Source organism: Alcaligenes sp. YSL9, assembly GCF_030515105.1.
In the GTDB taxonomy this organism is placed as follows: Bacteria; Pseudomonadota; Gammaproteobacteria; order Burkholderiales; family Burkholderiaceae_B; genus Alcaligenes; species Alcaligenes phenolicus.
Window position 1 is genome coordinate 519,823 of record NZ_JALXJU010000002.1, and the last position, 17,604, is coordinate 537,426.

Genomic DNA, 17,604 nt, shown 5'->3' on the forward strand with positions numbered 1-17,604 from the left:
TATTATCGGAGCATAAGCCTTGCCGCCTTCAAAAACCAGTCAGGCAGAACGCCGAGCTTGCGGCAGGCAAAAAAAAACCGGCCTGGGCCGGTTTTCAAACAGACAAGCAGACTTACTCGTCCACATCGGTTTTGCGTCGTACCGGAACCAGTACATTGCGTGCTTTCTCGCGTGCCGACTTGGAAGAATCAAACAGCTTCCAGGCTCCCAGAGCCAAAGCCCCGATACGCATCCAGCGCCCGCCGAAACTGCTCAGCACGGCAGAAGCACCGGACAACAGGAACGGATAACGGCGCGACAAGGACAGCGCGCTAGTGACCACACCGCCCATGCTCAAACCCGAAGGCTTGACGCTGTTCCACAAATTGCCGGGGCTTAAATCTTCGCCCAGGGAGTGGATCTGGGACGACATGGTCTGCCGCTCCAACGAGGCGCGGACTCGCAACAGTTCAATACGCACAGCCCGCTCCTGGGCGGACATGCTCTCTTGCTTCGTGCTCATTTGCCGTCTCCCTCGGAATCCCTCAAGCGCTCAATAAATGCGACATCGCGACGCAACTCGGACAAGGTGGCTGAAAAAGGAATCGGGCCTGTGGTCAGACGGCGGCGTACGGCCAGGAAAAGCCCCACCCCCAAACCGGCATACAGAACGACCAGCACTCCCAAAGCCCAGTAACGATAATCCGTAGGCCAGAAGTACAACGCCAGCAACAAGCTGAAAACCAGCACCGCCAGAGTGGAGAACAGCAGTGCGCCAAACACCATGCTGAAAATGGTGATCAGGCTTGCCTTTTGCTGACCGGCTTCCAGAGCGAACAGCTCCAGCCTGGTACTGACAGCCCCTATCAAGGTAGAACCAAGCTGACTGATAGTTTGCCTAAGCGCCATGATTTATCCCTGCTCTGCGACATCCTGCCATTGCATGCAATGACAAGAGCCTGATTTCTAAGAGGCTGCCGATCTGGACCGCAAAGTCCAGATCGGCAGGGCTGCTTTTTATGCTGCTGCAGCCCAGCAAAGGGCTCGCAGCGCAGAGCAAAGACAGATTAACGTCGGCTGATCAGCATACCGAACATCAGACCCACAATACCGGCCACGCCGATGGCTTGCCAGGGCTTGTCGTGGACATAGTTGTCGGTTGCCTTGGCGGCACGCACACTGTGCTCGACCACGGCTTCCTGAGCATCATGCAGGGAATCCCGGGTCACACGCAGAGAGCGCAGCGCTTTCTCACGCAGCTCACCGGCCTTGTCGCCCGTGGCTTCAGCGGCCTCACGCATCAGTTTTTCAGCTTCATCCAAGCTCGCTTTCACTTCTTCGATGAATTTGTCTCCGCTGTTTTCCACACTTTTCTTGGTAGCCATAAATAACTCCTTGCAGTTGAAAGGGACACGCGACAAATACGTATCGCCAAGTGAATGGCGCCATAGCAGCGCCGCACAAAATTCTTTAACCCGCTGTTTTCAGGATAAAGATACTCGGTGTACCTGAGACCAGTCAGTCGCAGGTTTACTTCAGTTGCGTCACATCCACCGTGGACGGGACACCGTTCTGAATACTTTCTTGCTTCATCACCATCTGCACATCCGGGCAATACCAATCCGTAACCTGGGAATTGATGCCCGGTATGGGAAGGCTGATGCCACTGAAACTGGCCTGGGTAGGCTCGATCTCGCGTTGATAACGAATAGGCCAACATTGGTAATTGCCCAATGCGGTCTGTACCGATTGTTGAGCTCCAACCGTCTTGGCACCGGTATGAATGCGCAAGACATTGGCGTTGGACTGGGAGCGCTTGTCCAGATTGATCTGGAAATCCTGGCGCGGGAAGGTCTGCCCTTCCTGCAGCCCACCGTGTTCGTAGGAAAACAGGCCCAGCAGGCGCAGGTCAAACGAACCTTGAACGGCTTCCAGCCCACCACGGCCATCATCGCGCTGGAAACGGGTGCGGCCATCGCGCACCGTCATCACGTAGTCAATATTGGGCTTGCTGGCCGGCAAACCGGCCAGGGCTACACTGGCCTTGCCCTGTACACGCGCCTGGCACTGATCACCGCCCTGCTTTTTCACGTCAGAAAAAGCCAGATCAGCGCCCAAGGCCAGAAAGCCCGAGCCAGTCAGTTGTATCTGCCCACCGTCACGCATGAAAGGCACGTCACACAAACCAGCCTGAGCCGAGCTCAGGCCCAACATGACCAACAGCGGTGCAGCCATCCAAGCATTCAGTTTCATGTACATCCTGATTCAGTGAAACTTAGATTCGACTCTTTATTATGCCTATCCCCTCTGGCGTACTAGCAAGGGATTGTAAAAAAGCACGACAAGTTCTGGACTTAGAGTTCGCCGTCCTGAACCTTCTGGCGAGTACCAAAAATACGGTCGCCCGCATCACCCAGCCCCGGCACGATATAACCATGCTCGTCCAGATGCTGATCAATGGACGCGGTATAGATATGGACATCAGGGTGATGTTTTTCAAGTGTGGCAATGCCTTCCGGAGCCGCCACCAACACCAAAGCGCGAATATTCTTGCAGCCTGCTTTTTTCAGCAGATCAATCGTGGCGACCATGGAACCACCTGTTGCCAGCATGGGGTCGATAATCAGGGCCAAACGCTGATCCAGCTCACCGACCAGACGCTCCAGATAGGTCTGGGCCTCAAAGGTTTCTTCGTTGCGAGCAATACCGATCACGCTGACTTTGGCGCCAGGAATCAAGCTCAACACCCCGTCCAGCATGCCAATACCAGCGCGCAAGATGGGCACAACTGTCACTTTCTTGCCAGCCAGCTTTTCCACTTCCACATTGCCACACCAACCCTCAATGGTGGTGGGTTCCAGGGGCAGATCCTTGCACGCCTCGTAGGTCAGCAAAGAGGCAATTTCCTGAGACATTTCGCGGAAATTTTTCGTGCTCAGATCTGCCTTGCGCATCAAGCCCAGCTTATGGCGGATCAAAGGGTGGCGTATTTCGTGTATGGGCATGATTGCTTCATCAAATTAGGGACTAACCAAAAACAGGGCCGCTGCACAGCAGCCCTCACTATCGTGATCGTTAACGTACTGCCAGCCACTTCACCACCGCGTCAAAAAAGGGTCGGGCAGAGGCAGAACGTTCGTCATTGACCATCATGACGACAATATACCGCTTTCCGCTGGCTCCCAGCACGTAACCGGCCAGTGCACGGCTATCGCGCAACGTGCCGGTTTTCAGGTGGGCACGGCCCTGAACCTCGTCATCGCGCAAGCGCGAACGCACCGTACCGTCCACACCGGAGATCGCAAAAGAGGAAATGTACTCGGGCATCCAGTTCGAGCGCCAGGCAACTTTCAGCATGTCAGCCATGCCGCCCGCCGTGACGCGGGCATTACGGGACAGGCCCGAGCCGTTATCCACCGTCCAGCCCGCTGTATTTACCCCCTGACGGCCCAGCACGTTCATGACCGCGCGCTCGCCAGTGGCCACGGTAGCACCGGGACCATTCATTTCCGCGCCCACGGTCAGCAGGATGGTGCGGGCCATCACATTATTGCTTTGCTTATTAACAAGACGAATCAGGTCAGACAGGGACTGGGAATCATGCCAGGTAATCGCCTGGGCACGGGCAGGCACACGGCCTGCCTTGATGTCGCGTGCCAAGGTGCCGCCCAGATCGCGCCACAGGCTGCGGAACAGCTTGTCGAAAAATTCGGTTTGGGAATGCACCAAACGGTACACGCTGAACTCGCCGCAGGAAGCGGCGGCTTTGCCACTGACTCGGACCACCATGCCACCGGCTTCGGGCTGAATCTGGGTACCAACGACTGGCGAACCGGGACAAGTTGCCGTCGACCACTCGACTTCACCCTGTACGCGCACGCCGGGCAAAGGCGGGTCGATAATCGCAATCCATTTGCGCGCCTGGGTGTCGGGTTGAAACACCAGCCGAGAGGCCCCCAGCCCTACCATCATGGCATCCGGGCTGGCGTTATAGGGACGGTCACCCGCATTATCGAAGTCACCCGGATTGATGGTGACGTTGCCGAAGATGGAACGATCCACAATAACTTCGGTCAGATTCTTCACCCCACGCAAGCGGAGCTCGCGCAACATGTCCCATAACTGCGGCACGGTCAAAAACGGATCGCCCCCCGCCTTGATGTACAAAGGCCCTTTCAAAGTGCCTTGTTCGTCCACCTGCAGGCCATCCTGGGCCATTAACGTCGTACGCCAGGTATATTCTGGCCCCAGAGCGGACAAACCGGCCCAGGTACTGACCAGTTTCATTACCGAGGCGGGGTTACGGGGCTCCTGGGGATTGACGCCGATCAGGCGCGGACCGTCCGCCTCGTCTACCACGATGGACAGAGACGATTGCGGCAAGCGGCTGGCGTTCCATACCGAAGCCAGCTCGGGCGGCAAGGCCTGGGCCAGGGCTAGTGATGCGCCTTGCACCATGAGCAAGGTGGCCAGAGCCACGTGCTTGCAACGACTCAAAACAGGCTTTGCCTTTAAAACGCCCATGCCCTCGTCTCCAACAGATCAATTCAGGAAAGACCCAAGCATACCGAAAGAAAAACACCACGGATATGGCCGTTTCAGCAATCTGGCGGCAAAGCGTTAAAATAGTCGGTTACCCCATCAGGCCCGGCCTTCTGGCCAGTGGCCCTTTACGACAAACCATGAGCATCGACCCCTCTTTAACTATCGCCCAGTTCGACTACGAGCTTCCCCCTGATCTGATCGCTCAAAGCCCGCCGGCCCAGCGCCAGGGCAGCCGTCTGCTGCATCTGGACGGTGCCAGCCAATTGCATGACCGCCAGTTCACCGACCTGCCCAGCCTGCTGCGCAAGGGTGACCTGCTGGTCTTTAACGATACGCGCGTCATCAAGGCCCGCCTGCATGGCCAGAAAAGCAGCGGCGGCAAGGTGGAAGTGCTGATCGAGCGCGTAACCGGCCCCGATACGGCTCTGGCCCATATCCGCGCCAGCAAGTCCCCCAAACCTGGCACTTTGCTGAAACTGGCCGACGGCAAGGTACTGGCCGATTGCACCGGGCGGGAAGACGCCCTGTTTGCGCTGCGCTTTCACGAGCCTGTGCTGGACATGCTGGAGCAATACGGCGCCACGCCTTTGCCACCCTACATTACCCACGCAGCGGACGAGGAAGACGACTCGCGCTACCAGACTGTTTACGCCCGTCACCCCGGTGCCGTGGCCGCCCCGACGGCTGGCCTGCACTTTACCGACGACATGCTGAACACCTTGCGCGAGCAAGGCGTGGACCAGGCCTTTGTGACCTTGCACGTGGGTGCAGGCACTTTTCAGCCTGTGCGTGTGGACAATATCAGCGAACACGTCATGCACGCCGAGCGTTACCATGTGCCCGCCGCCACCCTGGCCAAGATCGAAGCCACCCGCGCTGCCGGTGGCCGCGTCATTGCCGTGGGCACCACCAGTGTGCGTTCGCTGGAGTCTGCCGCCAGCAAAGAGCCCGGCATGAACCAGCGCTGCGCCGATGGCAGCATTGAAGGCGACACGCGCCTGTTCATTACCCCCGGCTTCCAGTACCAGTGGGTGGATGCACTGATCACCAATTTTCATTTGCCCCAGTCCACCTTGCTGATGCTGGTATCGGCCCTGGCGGGGATCGAACCCATACAACGTGCCTACCAGCACGCCGTCCAATCCCGGTATCGCTTCTTTAGTTACGGCGATGCTATGTTCATTGAGCCTCCTACCCCATGAGTGGACTGAAGTTTGACCTCTTAAGCACCGATGGCGCCGCTCGCCGTGGCCAGATCACCCTGAACCACGGTGTGGTGCAAACCCCCATTTTCATGCCGGTAGGCACCTATGGCAGCGTCAAGGCCATGATGCCGCACGAGCTGAACGAGATTGGCTCGCAGATCATATTGGGCAACACCTTTCACCTGTGGCTGCGTCCGGGCACGGATGTCATGGACAAGTACCAGGGCCTGCATAATTTCATGCAATGGGACAAGCCCATCCTGACGGACTCGGGCGGTTTTCAGGTATTCAGCCTGAAAGGCATGCGCAAGATTACCGAGGAAGGGGTGAAGTTTGCCTCCCCCATCACTGGCGAGCGCCTGTTTCTGACGCCTGAAGTGTCGATGCAAATCCAGTACTCCCTGAACTCCGATATTTCCATGGTGTTCGATGAATGCACGCCCTACTTGATTGACGACCGTCCCGCCACGCATATCGAAGCGGCTAAATCCATGCGCATGTCCTTGCGCTGGGCTCGCCGTTCACGCGAGGAATTCAAGCGTCTGAATAACCCCAATGCCCTGTTTGGCATTGTGCAAGGCGGCATGTACGAGGACCTGCGCGACGAATCCCTGGCTGGTCTGACCGAAATCGGCTTTGAAGGCTATGCCATTGGCGGCCTGTCCGTAGGCGAGCCCAAAGAAGACATGATGCGCATTCTGGCGCACACCACTCCAAAACTGCCCACGCATGCCCCCCGCTATCTAATGGGTGTGGGTACACCGGAAGATCTGGTCGAAGGGGTCAGCCAGGGCGTGGACATGTTTGACTGCGTCATGCCCACCCGCAATGCGCGAAATGGCTGGCTGTTTACCCGTTACGGCGACATCAAGATACGCAATGCCCGATACCGCGACGATACCCGCCCGCTGGATCCCAGCTGCACCTGCCATACCTGCAAGCATTTCTCGCGTGGCTACTTGCATCATTTGCAGCGTTCCAATGAAATTACCGGCTCGCGTTTGAATACCTTGCACAATCTGCATTTCTATTTGCAGATCATGCAAGAGATGCGCGATGCTATCGAGCAAAAGCGTTTCGCGGCCTGGCGGGAGCAGTTCCACCAGGATCGGGCGCGCGGTATTGAATGACACGCTGTTTGTGATACCGCAATAAAGTGCCGCTACAATACACCGTTAGTTTTTGACAACCCACACAAAAAAATCCTCAGGAGCCCCACATGTCCGCTGTTGACATTCTGACTCTCATCCCCGCCCAGGCAGCTGCCGGCGGCGAAAATGCCTTGATGGGCATGCTGCCCATCATCTTGATGTTCGTTGTGCTGTACTTCTTGATGATTCGTCCTCAAATGAAGCGTCAGAAAGAGCACCGCAACCTGGTCTCCAACCTGGCCAAAGGCGACGAAGTAATCACCTCCGGCGGTCTGCTGGGCAAAGTCAGCAAAGTTCACGACAACTACCTGACCGTTGAAGTGGCCAACCTGACCGACAAGCCTGTTGAAGTTCTGGTCCAACGCGTGGCCGTTACGACTGTTCTGCCCAAAGGCACGATCAAGTCGCTGTAATGCCTCCGACCCCGGACCTCGGTCCGGGGTTGCCATTTCTGCACCCGTCGTAGATATCCCATGAATCGTTATCCTCTCTGGAAATATGTCATCGTCTTGGTCGCGCTGGCGATCGGCCTGATCTATACCTTGCCCAATCTGTTTGGTGAGTCTCCTGCTGTCCAGGTTTCCAGCGCCAAATCCACGGTCCGGCTTGAAACCAACCTGATCAGTCACGTTGAAGAGCTGCTCAAGAAAAACAATATTCCTACGACGGGCTCGTATTTTGAACAAAACGGACCTAGCGCCACTGCGCGTTTCCGTTTTGAGTCCACCGATGTTCAGCTCAAGGCCAAAGACCTGATCGAGCGCGAACTGAACAAGGACTCCACAGCTACCGCCCCCGACTACACCGTCGCCCTGAACCTGGTGTCTGCGTCGCCTGCCTGGCTGACCGCACTGGGCGCCCACCCCATGCACCTGGGCCTGGACTTGCGCGGTGGCGTGCACTTCCTGCTGCAAGTGGATATGCAAGGCGCGCTTCAAGCCCGCTACGACTCCATGGTGGCAGATGCCCGCAGCGTGCTGCGCGAAGCCAAAGTGCCTGTTGGCGGCATCGAGCGTGATGGTCACTCGCTGCGCATGAGCTTTGCCTCGGCAGACGATCGCGACCGCGCTCAATCAGAAATGCGTCGCGCCATGCCTGATCTGGCTTTCACCCCTGCCGGTGACAGCGGTCTGACAGCCCGTTTGACCGAAGCCGCCACCATTCAGGTGCAATCGAACGCCCTCAAGCAAAACATCACCACCTTGCATAACCGAATCAATGAGCTGGGCGTAGCCGAGCCTGTGATTCAACAGCAAGGGTCCGATCGCATCGTGGTTCAACTGCCTGGCGTGCAGGATGTAGCCAAAGCCAAGGAAATTCTGGGTCGTACGGCCACACTGGAACTGCGCATGGTGGAAGACTCGCCTGCCGCCGTTGCGGCCTTGAACTCGGGCACCGTGCCCTTTGGTCTGGAGCGCTACACCGAGCGTGGTGGTGCCCCCCTGCTGCTGCGCCGCCAGGTTATCCTGACAGGTGAAAACCTGCAGGACGCCCAGCCCGGTCGTGATTCGCAAACCCAGCAACCCACCGTCAACCTGACGCTGGACAATAAGGGCTCGCGCATTTTCCGCGACATTACCCGCAACAACATCAACAAGCGCATGGCCATTGTGCTGTTTGAAAATGGCGTGGGTGAAGTGGTGACGGCTCCGGTTATCCGTAGCGAAATTCCTAACGGCCAGGTACAGATCAGCGGCAGCATGAATGCTCAGGAAGCCGCCGATATTTCCCTGCTGCTGCGTGCCGGTTCGCTGGCCGCCCCCATGAGCATCATTGAAGAGCGCACCATTGGCCCTAGCCTGGGTGCCGACAATATTCGCCAAGGCTTTAACGCCACGCTGTACGGCTTTATTGCGATCGCCATCTTCATCATGCTGTACTACCACCTGATTGGTCTGTTCTCCACCATTGGCCTGACCTTCAACGTGCTCTTGCTGCTGGCTGTCTTGTCCATGCTGCAAGCCACCCTGACCTTGCCGGGTATTGCTGCCATCGCCCTGACACTGGGTATGGCCATTGACGCCAACGTGCTGATCAACGAGCGTATCCGCGAGGAGCTACGCAATGGTGCCTCGCCGCAACAAGCCATTCACCTGGGTTTTGATCGTGCCTGGGCCACTATTTTCGACTCCAACCTGACCAGTCTGATTGTGGGTGTCGCTTTGCTGGCCTTCGGTTCCGGTCCTATCCGTGGTTTTGCGGTCGTCCACGTGATCGGTATTCTGACCTCCATGTTCTCTTCGGTGGTTGGGGTTCGTGCCCTGGTCAACCTCTGGTATGGCAACCGTCGTCGCCTGCAGGGTATTTCCATTGGTCAGGTCTGGAAACCACAGGACAAGAAGTAAAGTGCCGGGGCCGGTGCAAACCGGCCAGGCCCAACTACAGGCATAAAGCATCATGGAATTTTTTCGTATTCACCGCACTATCCCGTTCATGCGCCATGCGTTGGTGCTGAACCTGATCAGTTTTCTGACATTTATTGCAGCGGTCGTCTTCATTATTGTGCGCGGCTTTCACCTGTCCATCGAATTTACCGGTGGTACGGTCATGGAAGTGCACTATCAGCAAACCGTGCAGGTAGAAGATGTGCGCGGCTCGATTCAGTCGCTGGGTTATACCGACTTCCAGGTACAGAACTTCGGCACGTCGCAGGACATCATGATCCGCTTGCCCGTTCTGGACGGACAAGACTCTACCCAGCAAAGCGAGCAAGTACTCCAGGCCTTGAAGCAGCAGCACTCGGACGTGGAGCTGCGCCGTGTGGAGTTCGTCGGCCCACAGGTGGGGCAGGAACTGCTGCATAACGGTTTGATGGCCCTGGCCTTTGTGGTCGCCGGTATCTTGCTGTACCTGGGTTTCCGCTTTGAGTGGAAGCTGGCGCTGGCTTGTGCGATTGCCAACTTGCACGACGTGGTCATCATTCTGGGCTTTTTCGCGTTCTTCCAATGGGAGTTCTCGCTGTCGGTGCTGGCCGGTGTTCTGGCGGTGCTGGGTTACTCCGTGAACGAATCTGTTGTGGTGATGGACCGTATCCGTGAGAACTTCCGCAAGCAGCGCAAGATGTCGGTATCGGACATTATTGATCTGTCCATCACCCAGAACATCTCGCGTACCATCATCACCCACGGTTCTACCCAGATGATGGTGCTGTCGATTTTCTTCTTCGGTGGCCCAACGCTGCACAATTTCTCGCTGGCGCTGACCATCGGTATCTGGTTCGGTATTTACTCCTCCGTGTTCGTGGCCGCCGCCATTTCCATGTGGCTGGGCGTGAAGCGTGAGGATCTGGTCAAGCCGATCAAGAAAGACGAAGGCGGCGAGGTTGTAGAAGGTTAAGTTGCTTCTTGGCTCGCTGTTAACGAAAGCCCGACATTAAAACAATGTCGGGCTTTTTTGTTTCTAAGGCTGCTGGATTGCGAGTAATAGGGTGGCGGCAGTAAGCCTCTTTTTGTTTTATTGAGGGCCGGAGCAGGTCGGCGGGCGAGTCAGGTTATTCGCCGCGGGCAGAGGCCGGATGCGGGGTGCAAGGGTCGTGCTGTTTGAGGAGCACGCTTGCGGTTTGTCCGGGGGACAAACCGCGCTCCGAGTTCACGACCCGCCCGCATCTGGACTCTGACAAGGGGACCCGTGCGCAGCACGGGCGAATGACCCGCCAAGCCGACCTGCTCCGGCCCTCAATAAAACAAACGCCTGCCACCCTATATTGATCTGAAGGGATACTTCGGCACGACGGTTATACAACGGGCAATACTGCCATCACGATATGACGGGATCTCGCAGCTGTGGCGGCATCAACGAGGTTTACAGAAAATCTCATTTCCATCGGGCTGAAATAATTTGCTGCTGTCGTTTTCAGTGCACAAGCTGCAATGACTGGATGACACACTACAAGCCGTAAGTAATGCAAGGGAGGGACGACCAACTACTTAATTAATTCGGGATGGTTTCATCAGGCCGCAGCGTCAATACGCGCACACCACTGTCTGTCACCGCTACCGTGTGCTCAAACTGTGCTGACAGCAAGCCATCGCAAGTGCGCACGGTCCAGCCATCTTTCCCGGTTTGCACCGCATGGCCACCTTGATTCAGCATGGGTTCAATCGTGAAAGTCATCCCCTCTTTCAGTCGCAAACCTGTGCGCGGCATGCCCCAGTGCAAAACTTCAGGCGCTTCGTGCATTTCCCGCCCGATGCCGTGCCCACAGTAATCACGTACAACGGAATAGCCGTTCTTGCGTGCGTACTGGGAAATGGCAAACCCCACATCACCCAAAGTCGCGCCGGGGCGCACGGCTTGTATACCTTTCCACATCGCCATATAGCAGGCATCGACCAGTTTTTGCGCAGCAGGAGTCACCTGCCCCACCGTGTAGGTTTTGCTGGAATCCGCGATAAAACCGTTCTTCTCCAGGGTGATGTCGAAATTCACGATATCCCCCTCCTTCAGTACATCCGTCGTGGACGGCATACCGTGGCACACGACTTGATTGGGCGATGAATTCAGAACATAGGCGTAACCGTACTGCCCTTTGCTGGCGGGCCGGGCTTGCAGATCATGGACGATGTAGCTCTCGACCAGATCATTGATCTGCATGGTGTTCATGCCAATCAGATCTAACTGATCCAGGCGCGTGAACACTTGAGCCAGCAAACGGCCCGATTCGGCCATCAAGGCAATTTCATCTGCCGTCTTGATCATGCTGACTCCACCTGATCCAGAGGCACGGCAGGCTCACCCAAACCAGCCGCCTTCATTTCACGGGCGACAATCTCGTTAAAGCTCAAGGTCGGGTTCAGTTCGCACAACAGCCCCATACGTATCCAGAAAGCCGCCTGCGCATTGATGGAGCGACATGAAACCGTACTCGCCTTGCGTAGCTGGTCGTGCAGCTCGTCATCAATATTCACGATACCCATTTTTCAATCCTTATATGATCCATATACGAATCATATAATTCACAAAAACAGGACGCAAGTAGAAGCTGACTGAAAATCCTGATCCAGCTTCATGCCCCGACAAGACTATTTCCAGCCTTCCCACTCCAAAGGGCGGCCTGTCTGCAACAAGTCCTCCCACATGATCCCAGCTTGCTTGTGGCTCACGGGAGGCTGGGCGTTATAATGCCCGATTCATCATTTTCAATGGCCCGCGGGATATACACCCGTCACGGCTCCTTCTATGACCGACACCACAATCTCTACCCCCGCCAGCGCGGATGCTGCTACCAAGCCTGCCCGCAAGCTCTTCATTCGCACCTTTGGCTGCCAGATGAACGAGTACGACTCCGAAAAAATGGCCGATATCCTGAATCAGGATCGCCCCGTGGAGTTGACAACCAACCCCGAAGAAGCAGACATCATCCTGTTCAATACCTGTTCGGTGCGCGAAAAAGCGCAAGAAAAGGTGTTCTCGGATCTGGGCCGGGTTCAGCATTTGAAAGCGCTCAATCCCGATCTGGTCATTGGCGTAGGTGGCTGTGTGGCCAGTCAGGAAGGCGACACGATTATTCGTCGTGCTCCCTACGTGGATGTCGTGTTCGGACCACAAACCTTGCACCGCCTGCCCGAGCTGATCGTCAAGCGCCGCAACAGCGGCCGCTCGCAGGTAGATATCAGTTTTCCTGAAATCGAAAAATTCGACGCCCTGCCTCCCGCACGCGTGGAGGGTTATTCGGCCTTTGTGTCCATCATGGAAGGCTGCAGCAAGTACTGCAGTTTCTGTGTAGTGCCCTACACCCGTGGCCCCGAAGTCTCCCGTCCCTTTGACGACGTACTGATGGAAGTGGCTGACCTGGCCGACCAGGGTGTGCGGGAAGTGACGCTGCTGGGCCAGAACGTGAACGCCTACCGTGGCCCGACCGACGTCGCTGGCGAGATTGCCGACTTTGCCATGCTGCTGGAGTACGTGCACGAGATCCCTGGTATCGAGCGCATTCGCTACACCACCTCGCACCCCAAGGAAATGACCTCGCGCCTGATCGCCGCCCACGGCAATCTGCCCAAGCTGGTCCCCTTTCTGCACTTGCCCGTACAGGCCGGCAGCGACCGTATTCTGGCTGCAATGAAACGCGGCTACACTGCGCTGGAGTTCAAATCCATCGTGCGCCGCCTGCGTGAAGCGCGTCCCGACATCGTCTTGTCCTCGGACTTTATTGTGGGCTTTCCCGGTGAGACGGAAGAGGATTTCCAGAAGACACTGAAGCTGATTCGCGATGTGAATTTCGACCAGTCTTTCTCTTTTGTGTATTCGCGTCGCCCCGGCACACCCGCCGCCGACCTGGAAGACAACACCAGCAAAGAAGAAAAGCTGGACCGCCTGCACCGCCTGCAAGCGCAAATCAACGAGCAGGCCCAGGCCATCAGCCAGGCCATGGTCGGCAGCGTACAACGCATTCTGGTCGAAGGCACCTCGCGCAAAGACGACTCGGAACTGAAAGGCCGTACCGAAAACAACCGCATCATCAACTTCCCCGGCGACCCTCGCCTGATCGGACAAATTGTGGATGTGCACGTGACCCAAGTACTGACCAATACCTTGCGCGGAGAAATCGTGACCCATGACCGGGTTGCAGGAGCCTGATCTATGACTAGCCAACGCCGCCGCATGCCCACTTCCTTGCGCCTGGACGGGGACAATACCCATCTGGCCAATATGTGTGGCCCCTTGGACGAGAACATCAAGCAGATTGCCATTGCCTATGACGTCACCCTGCGTCGGCGTGGCAGTCATGTTTCGATTGAAGGCGAGCGCGCGGAGGAGGCTGCCAAGGCCATTGACTGGTTCCATTCGCGTGCCGTACACCGTGCGCTGAATATCGACGATATTCAGTTGGGCCTGGTTGAGCTAGGCGCCAGCCGCCGCCACGAAAAAGAGGAAAAGCCCGAGCCCCTGCCCGAGCTGCCCCCCGTCGGCCAGGAAGAAATTTCCCTGCGTACCGCCAAACGCGACCTGCGTCCTCGCACACCCGGTCAACGCGAGTACCTGCGCAATATCCTGAACAATGACATCAACTTCGGCGTAGGCCCGGCCGGGACTGGCAAGACCTGGTTGGCAGTGGCTTGCGCCATCGATGCGCTGGAGCGCGAATCCGTCCATCGCTTGGTGCTGACACGTCCTGCTGTCGAGGCGGGTGAGCGCCTGGGCTTTTTGCCCGGTGATCTGGCCCAGAAGGTAGATCCCTATCTGCGTCCTTTATACGATGCTTTGTATGACTTGATGGGTGTGGAGAAGGTACAGCGCCTGTTCGAAAAACAAATCATCGAAATCGCACCGCTGGCCTATATGCGCGGCCGCACGCTGAACCATGCTTTCGTGATCCTGGACGAAGCCCAGAACACCACACCGGAACAAATGAAAATGTTCCTGACGCGCATCGGTTTTGGCAGCAAGGCGGTAATTACCGGCGACCCCACTCAGGTGGACTTGCCTAAAGGCCAGCGCAGCGGCTTGAATCATGCCGTCAAGGTGCTGGAAAACGTGCAGGGTATTTCCTGCTCGCGCTTTAGCAGCCGTGATGTCGTGCGCCACCCGCTAGTTGCGCGAATTGTGGACGCCTACGAACGAGCCGGTGATGCCTGATCTGTCCCTGAGCGTCCAGTACGCTGTTGATTGCCCCGAGCTGAGCCGCTCCCGTATCCGCCGCTGGATGCAGCGCACGATTGATATGGCAGTCGAACGCATCCACCCCGAAGATCGCTTCACCGCCCTTTCCGCCACCTTGCGTATTGTGGACGCCGAAGAAGGCCAGAGCCTGAACCTGAGCTACCGGGAACGCGACTACGCCACCAATGTGCTGACCTTTGAATATGGTCAGGACGAGGACGGCGTGGTCCACGGCGATATCGTCTTGTGCCTGCCCGTGCTGGAGCGTGAAGCCCAGGAACAGCAAAAGCCATTTCTGCACCATGCCGCTCATCTGGTGGTGCACGGCTGTCTGCATTCCCTGGGTTACGACCACATTGAAGAGGACGAAGCCCAGGACATGGAAGCGCTGGAAACCGCTGTTCTGGCCAGTTTGCGCATCCCTGATCCCTACCAGGAGCGCTAGCTCGCCCACTTGTCACAAAGGGCCTCCCATCCCTGACAAAGCTGCGCCAATCCTCACTTGCCTTCCCGCATTCCGAATGATGACAGGTACATACCTTGTCATCATTTTTCGGTTATGCTTGTTTCTTCCTTAACTCGTCCTTCGGACAATGTCAGACTCTGCTCCCGACCCCGAGCCCCGCCCTTCCAAGGCCAGCTCAAACAATCCCATCTCTCGCTTAAGTGCTTTTTTCAATCGGCGTCACGAACCCGAAGACCGAGAAGACCTTAAGTCTGTCCTGGTTGCGGCCCACGCCCGCAAAGTTATCGACGACGAATCGCTGTCCATGATCGCCGGAACACTGGATATGGCCAACAAAACAGTGGCCGATATCATGGTGCCCCGATCCAAGATCGATATGCTGGACATCGCCAAACCGTTGACCGAGATGCTGCCCATCATTATTGAAACGGGCCACAGCCGCTTTCCGATCTACGAGACGGAGCGCGACAATATCATCGGTATCTTGCTGGCCAAGGACCTGCTGCTCTCGATCGCCAATCCCACACTGGATTTGCGCCCGCTGATTCGCCCTGCGGTATTCATTCCCGAGACCAAGCGCCTGAACGTCTTGCTGCACGAGTTCCGTGGCAGCCGCAATCACCTGGCCGTCGTTATTGACGAGCACGGTGGTACAGCAGGCCTGGTCACCATGGAAGACGTGCTGGAACAAATTGTGGGCGACATCGAAGACGAATACGATGAAGACGCCGAGCAGACCATTTTCCAGGCCGGCCCCGACAGCTGGCGTGTCATGGCACTGACTGAAATCCCCGATTTCAACGAAGCCTTCCAGACCCACCTCCCTAACGACGACTTTGACACCGTAGGTGGTTGGCTGGCGTCCGAATTGGGACATATCCCTCGCCGGGGCGATGTGGCCCAGCTTGATGGCATCAGCCTCACGGTTGTCCGTGCGGATGCCAAACGAGCCCTTTGGTTGCACGTTCAGCGAGCCACACCCGCCGAGCCTAATCTTGAACAAGCCTGATTCCAAACCTTTACCCCAGGCGCTTGGCGTCGCTTTACTGCTGGTCCTGGGGGGCTTGCATGCCCTGTCCTTTTCCATTGGCCCGCTGCCATCCTGGATTCTGCCCTTCTACCAGATCACCTTGTTGGCCATTGCCTGCTCGCAGATCATGGGTTCGACGTCCGTGCGCCAGGCCTTTGGTCGCAGTTATCTGTTTGGGCTAGGGCATTTTGGCGTAGGGGTTTACTGGCTGTACATCAGCATGCACCAGTATGGTGGCATGCCCTCCTGGATGGCCGCCCTGGGCGTTTTGCTGCTGGCTGCCGCCCTGGCCCTCTTTCCTGCTCTGGCTTCAGCGGTTTGGCAAAAACTGCGCCCCAAACACGATAGCGATTCCTGGCTACCACGATTATTGTTATCAGCAGGCTGGGCAAGCTGCTGGGCACTCAGCGAATGGCTGCGCGGCAATTTGCTGACTGGCTTTCCTTGGTTGAATATCGGCTACGCCCACGCAGAAGGGATGTTTACCGGCTGGGCACCCGTTGTGGGTGTGTATGGCCTGGCCTGGATGTCGGCTTTCAGCGCCGCCGTGATTGCCCAGTTTGCCGCCTCCAAAGACAAGAACCAAAGCCCTTCCAGCGCGATCGGCATTGGTATTGCCATGATTTTCGGCCTGATCGGGATCAGTCTGCCGCATATTGCCTGGGTCCAGCCCCATGGCGCGCCCTTTATTGCCCGCCTGGTGCAAGGCAATATCGATCAAAGCGCCAAGTTCGGCCCCAATATGAGCGAAGGCATAGAGCGTTACTACGAGCTGGCAAACCTGCCGGCCAAGACCCCCGAAGACGCGCCGCGCCTGATTGTTCTGCCTGAAACCGTTATTCCCGTGTTGCAAAACCGCCTGGAAACCAGCTTCTGGTTGCGCTGGACGGAACTGGCTCAGCGCCATCAAGCCAATCTGGTGCTGGGTGTCCCCATGGACCGTGGCACGGTCAACGGCAAGCTGAGCTACACCAACAGCGCCTTGCTGATCAGCCCCGAGACTCAGCCCCAGGACATCATCAACAGCACGGCCAGCTACTACGACAAGCATCATCTGGTGCCTTTCGGCGAATTCATCCCCACCGGCTTTCAATGGTTTGTGGACATGATGAATATCCCGCTGGGGGACTTCCATCGTGGCGCCTTGCCGCAAGCGCCCTTCAAGATGGCAGAGGGTCGTGTTGCCCCCAACATCTGCTATGAAGACGTGTTTGGCGAAGAGATCATCCAGGCCGTGCAAGGCAGTCCTGGCCAGGAAGGCGCTACCTTGTTGTTGAACATCAGCAATCTGGGCTGGTTTGGCGATTCCTGGGCCTTGAGCCAGCACTTGCAGATCTCACGTATGCGGGCTCTGGAAACAGGCCGTCCCATGCTGCGTGCCACCAATACCGGCATGACAGCCGCCATTGATCCTTATGGGCGTGTTCGTGCGGTTCTGCCGCCCCTGACGCCGGGTGTGCTGGATGTGGAAGTTCAAGGCACAACGGGCCTGACTCCCTACGTGAAATACGGCAATCTGCCCTTCTTGATCTGGGCAGGCCTGCTTCTGATTATTTTTGCCTGGCTCTCTCGTCGTCAGGACTGAGCACCAACAAACTCACGGCAGGCTTTGCGCTAGCAGGGATT

General features: G+C 57.0%; 18 protein-coding genes. 10 read left to right on the forward strand and 8 right to left on the reverse strand.

The features are described 5' to 3' along the window. Positions 1 to 112 precede the first annotated feature (112 nt). From M2Q46_RS10480 to dacB, 6 genes are all read right to left on the reverse strand, one after another. On the reverse strand, positions 113 to 502 hold the full coding sequence (locus M2Q46_RS10480) for a hypothetical protein (RefSeq protein ID WP_035271170.1): 390 nt from the start codon (positions 500 to 502) through the stop codon (positions 113 to 115). Beyond that, positions 499 to 888: a phage holin family protein gene (locus M2Q46_RS10485; protein ID WP_009455164.1), complete on the reverse strand. Its 390-nt coding sequence runs from the start codon at positions 886 to 888 to the stop codon at positions 499 to 501. The genes M2Q46_RS10480 and M2Q46_RS10485 overlap by 4 nt, the downstream gene beginning before the upstream one ends. A 158-nt stretch (positions 889 to 1,046) precedes the next feature. Next, complete coding sequence (locus M2Q46_RS10490) at positions 1,047 to 1,364, reverse strand: YqjD family protein (RefSeq protein ID WP_009455165.1); 318 nt, start codon at positions 1,362 to 1,364, stop codon at positions 1,047 to 1,049. Between the two features lie 145 nt (positions 1,365 to 1,509). Next, entirely contained in the window at positions 1,510 to 2,232 is a 723-nt protein-coding gene (locus tag M2Q46_RS10495) for a hypothetical protein (RefSeq protein ID WP_009455166.1), read from the reverse strand. 101 nt (positions 2,233 to 2,333) lie between these two features. Continuing rightward, a complete protein-coding gene (upp, locus tag M2Q46_RS10500) occupies positions 2,334 to 2,984 on the reverse strand; it encodes a uracil phosphoribosyltransferase (RefSeq protein WP_009455167.1) in 651 nt (216 codons plus the stop codon). Between the two features lie 70 nt (positions 2,985 to 3,054). Then, positions 3,055 to 4,503: a D-alanyl-D-alanine carboxypeptidase/D-alanyl-D-alanine-endopeptidase gene (dacB, locus tag M2Q46_RS10505; RefSeq protein WP_302357203.1), complete on the reverse strand. Its 1,449-nt coding sequence runs from the start codon at positions 4,501 to 4,503 to the stop codon at positions 3,055 to 3,057. A 158-nt stretch (positions 4,504 to 4,661) separates the two neighbouring features. Here dacB and queA point away from each other — a divergent pair, with 158 nt between their 5' ends. The 5 genes from queA (at position 4,662) to secF (ending at position 10,216) form a co-directional block, all read left to right on the forward strand. Next, positions 4,662 to 5,726 (forward strand): tRNA preQ1(34) S-adenosylmethionine ribosyltransferase-isomerase QueA, encoded by a 1,065-nt coding sequence (queA, locus tag M2Q46_RS10510; protein ID WP_302357204.1) that lies wholly within the window; start codon positions 4,662 to 4,664, stop codon positions 5,724 to 5,726. Beyond that, positions 5,723 to 6,859, forward strand: a complete 1,137-nt coding sequence (gene tgt, locus M2Q46_RS10515; protein ID WP_115634229.1) for a tRNA guanosine(34) transglycosylase Tgt — start codon at positions 5,723 to 5,725, stop codon at positions 6,857 to 6,859. The genes queA and tgt overlap by 4 nt, the downstream gene beginning before the upstream one ends. 89 nt (positions 6,860 to 6,948) lie before the next feature. After that, complete coding sequence (gene yajC, locus M2Q46_RS10520) at positions 6,949 to 7,293, forward strand: preprotein translocase subunit YajC (protein WP_003803689.1); 345 nt, start codon at positions 6,949 to 6,951, stop codon at positions 7,291 to 7,293. A gap of 60 nt (positions 7,294 to 7,353) precedes the next feature. Beyond that, a complete protein-coding gene (gene secD, locus M2Q46_RS10525) occupies positions 7,354 to 9,225 on the forward strand; it encodes a protein translocase subunit SecD (RefSeq protein ID WP_022983425.1) in 1,872 nt (623 codons plus the stop codon). 52 nt (positions 9,226 to 9,277) lie between these two features. Then, on the forward strand, positions 9,278 to 10,216 hold the full coding sequence (secF, locus tag M2Q46_RS10530) for a protein translocase subunit SecF (RefSeq protein WP_009463846.1): 939 nt from the start codon (positions 9,278 to 9,280) through the stop codon (positions 10,214 to 10,216). A 594-nt stretch (positions 10,217 to 10,810) separates the two neighbouring features. Here the strand turns inward: secF and map are convergent. Both map and M2Q46_RS10540 read right to left on the reverse strand, forming a co-directional pair. Further along, a complete protein-coding gene (gene map, locus M2Q46_RS10535) occupies positions 10,811 to 11,578 on the reverse strand; it encodes a type I methionyl aminopeptidase (protein WP_226348957.1) in 768 nt (255 codons plus the stop codon). Continuing rightward, positions 11,575 to 11,796: a ParD-like family protein gene (locus M2Q46_RS10540; protein ID WP_239055145.1), complete on the reverse strand. Its 222-nt coding sequence runs from the start codon at positions 11,794 to 11,796 to the stop codon at positions 11,575 to 11,577. The genes map and M2Q46_RS10540 overlap by 4 nt, the downstream gene beginning before the upstream one ends. Before the next feature lie 262 nt (positions 11,797 to 12,058). On the opposite strand from M2Q46_RS10540, the gene miaB reads away from it, so the two are divergent. The 5 genes from miaB (at position 12,059) to lnt (ending at position 17,563) form a co-directional block, all read left to right on the forward strand. After that, positions 12,059 to 13,459 (forward strand): tRNA (N6-isopentenyl adenosine(37)-C2)-methylthiotransferase MiaB, encoded by a 1,401-nt coding sequence (miaB, locus tag M2Q46_RS10545; protein WP_009463849.1) that lies wholly within the window; start codon positions 12,059 to 12,061, stop codon positions 13,457 to 13,459. Positions 13,460 to 13,462: 3 nt separating this feature from the next. After that, positions 13,463 to 14,458: a PhoH family protein gene (locus M2Q46_RS10550; RefSeq protein ID WP_009463850.1), complete on the forward strand. Its 996-nt coding sequence runs from the start codon at positions 13,463 to 13,465 to the stop codon at positions 14,456 to 14,458. Then, complete coding sequence (gene ybeY, locus M2Q46_RS10555; RefSeq protein WP_022983424.1) at positions 14,451 to 14,927, forward strand: rRNA maturation RNase YbeY; 477 nt, start codon at positions 14,451 to 14,453, stop codon at positions 14,925 to 14,927. Before M2Q46_RS10550 ends, ybeY begins: the two co-directional genes overlap by 8 nt. Positions 14,928 to 15,075: 148 nt before the next feature. Then, positions 15,076 to 15,957 carry an HlyC/CorC family transporter gene (locus M2Q46_RS10560; protein WP_009463852.1) on the forward strand — a complete coding sequence of 294 codons (882 nt, stop codon included), beginning with the start codon at positions 15,076 to 15,078 and terminating at the stop codon, positions 15,955 to 15,957. Next, on the forward strand, positions 15,944 to 17,563 hold the full coding sequence (lnt, locus tag M2Q46_RS10565; protein WP_302357206.1) for an apolipoprotein N-acyltransferase: 1,620 nt from the start codon (positions 15,944 to 15,946) through the stop codon (positions 17,561 to 17,563). The genes M2Q46_RS10560 and lnt overlap by 14 nt, the downstream gene beginning before the upstream one ends. The last annotated feature ends 41 nt before the right edge of the window (positions 17,564 to 17,604 follow it).

Excerpts from the sequence above, each read along its gene's own strand:
- M2Q46_RS10480 (WP_035271170.1), bottom strand. The coding sequence starts at position 502 with ATGAGCACGAAGCAAGAGAGCATGTCCGCCCAGGAGCGGGCTGTGCGT.
- M2Q46_RS10485 (WP_009455164.1), bottom strand. The coding sequence starts at position 888 with ATGGCGCTTAGGCAAACTATCAGTCAGCTTGGTTCTACCTTGATAGGG.
- M2Q46_RS10490 (WP_009455165.1), bottom strand. The coding sequence starts at position 1,364 with ATGGCTACCAAGAAAAGTGTGGAAAACAGCGGAGACAAATTCATCGAA.
- M2Q46_RS10495 (WP_009455166.1), bottom strand. The coding sequence starts at position 2,232 with ATGAAACTGAATGCTTGGATGGCTGCACCGCTGTTGGTCATGTTGGGC.
- upp (WP_009455167.1), bottom strand. The coding sequence starts at position 2,984 with ATGCCCATACACGAAATACGCCACCCTTTGATCCGCCATAAGCTGGGC.
- dacB (WP_302357203.1), bottom strand. The coding sequence starts at position 4,503 with ATGGGCGTTTTAAAGGCAAAGCCTGTTTTGAGTCGTTGCAAGCACGTG.
- queA (WP_302357204.1), top strand. The coding sequence starts at position 4,662 with ATGAGCATCGACCCCTCTTTAACTATCGCCCAGTTCGACTACGAGCTT.
- tgt (WP_115634229.1), top strand. The coding sequence starts at position 5,723 with ATGAGTGGACTGAAGTTTGACCTCTTAAGCACCGATGGCGCCGCTCGC.
- yajC (WP_003803689.1), top strand. The coding sequence starts at position 6,949 with ATGTCCGCTGTTGACATTCTGACTCTCATCCCCGCCCAGGCAGCTGCC.
- secD (WP_022983425.1), top strand. The coding sequence starts at position 7,354 with ATGAATCGTTATCCTCTCTGGAAATATGTCATCGTCTTGGTCGCGCTG.
- secF (WP_009463846.1), top strand. The coding sequence starts at position 9,278 with ATGGAATTTTTTCGTATTCACCGCACTATCCCGTTCATGCGCCATGCG.
- map (WP_226348957.1), bottom strand. The coding sequence starts at position 11,578 with ATGATCAAGACGGCAGATGAAATTGCCTTGATGGCCGAATCGGGCCGT.
- M2Q46_RS10540 (WP_239055145.1), bottom strand. The coding sequence starts at position 11,796 with ATGGGTATCGTGAATATTGATGACGAGCTGCACGACCAGCTACGCAAG.
- miaB (WP_009463849.1), top strand. The coding sequence starts at position 12,059 with ATGACCGACACCACAATCTCTACCCCCGCCAGCGCGGATGCTGCTACC.
- M2Q46_RS10550 (WP_009463850.1), top strand. The coding sequence starts at position 13,463 with ATGACTAGCCAACGCCGCCGCATGCCCACTTCCTTGCGCCTGGACGGG.
- ybeY (WP_022983424.1), top strand. The coding sequence starts at position 14,451 with ATGCCTGATCTGTCCCTGAGCGTCCAGTACGCTGTTGATTGCCCCGAG.
- M2Q46_RS10560 (WP_009463852.1), top strand. The coding sequence starts at position 15,076 with ATGTCAGACTCTGCTCCCGACCCCGAGCCCCGCCCTTCCAAGGCCAGC.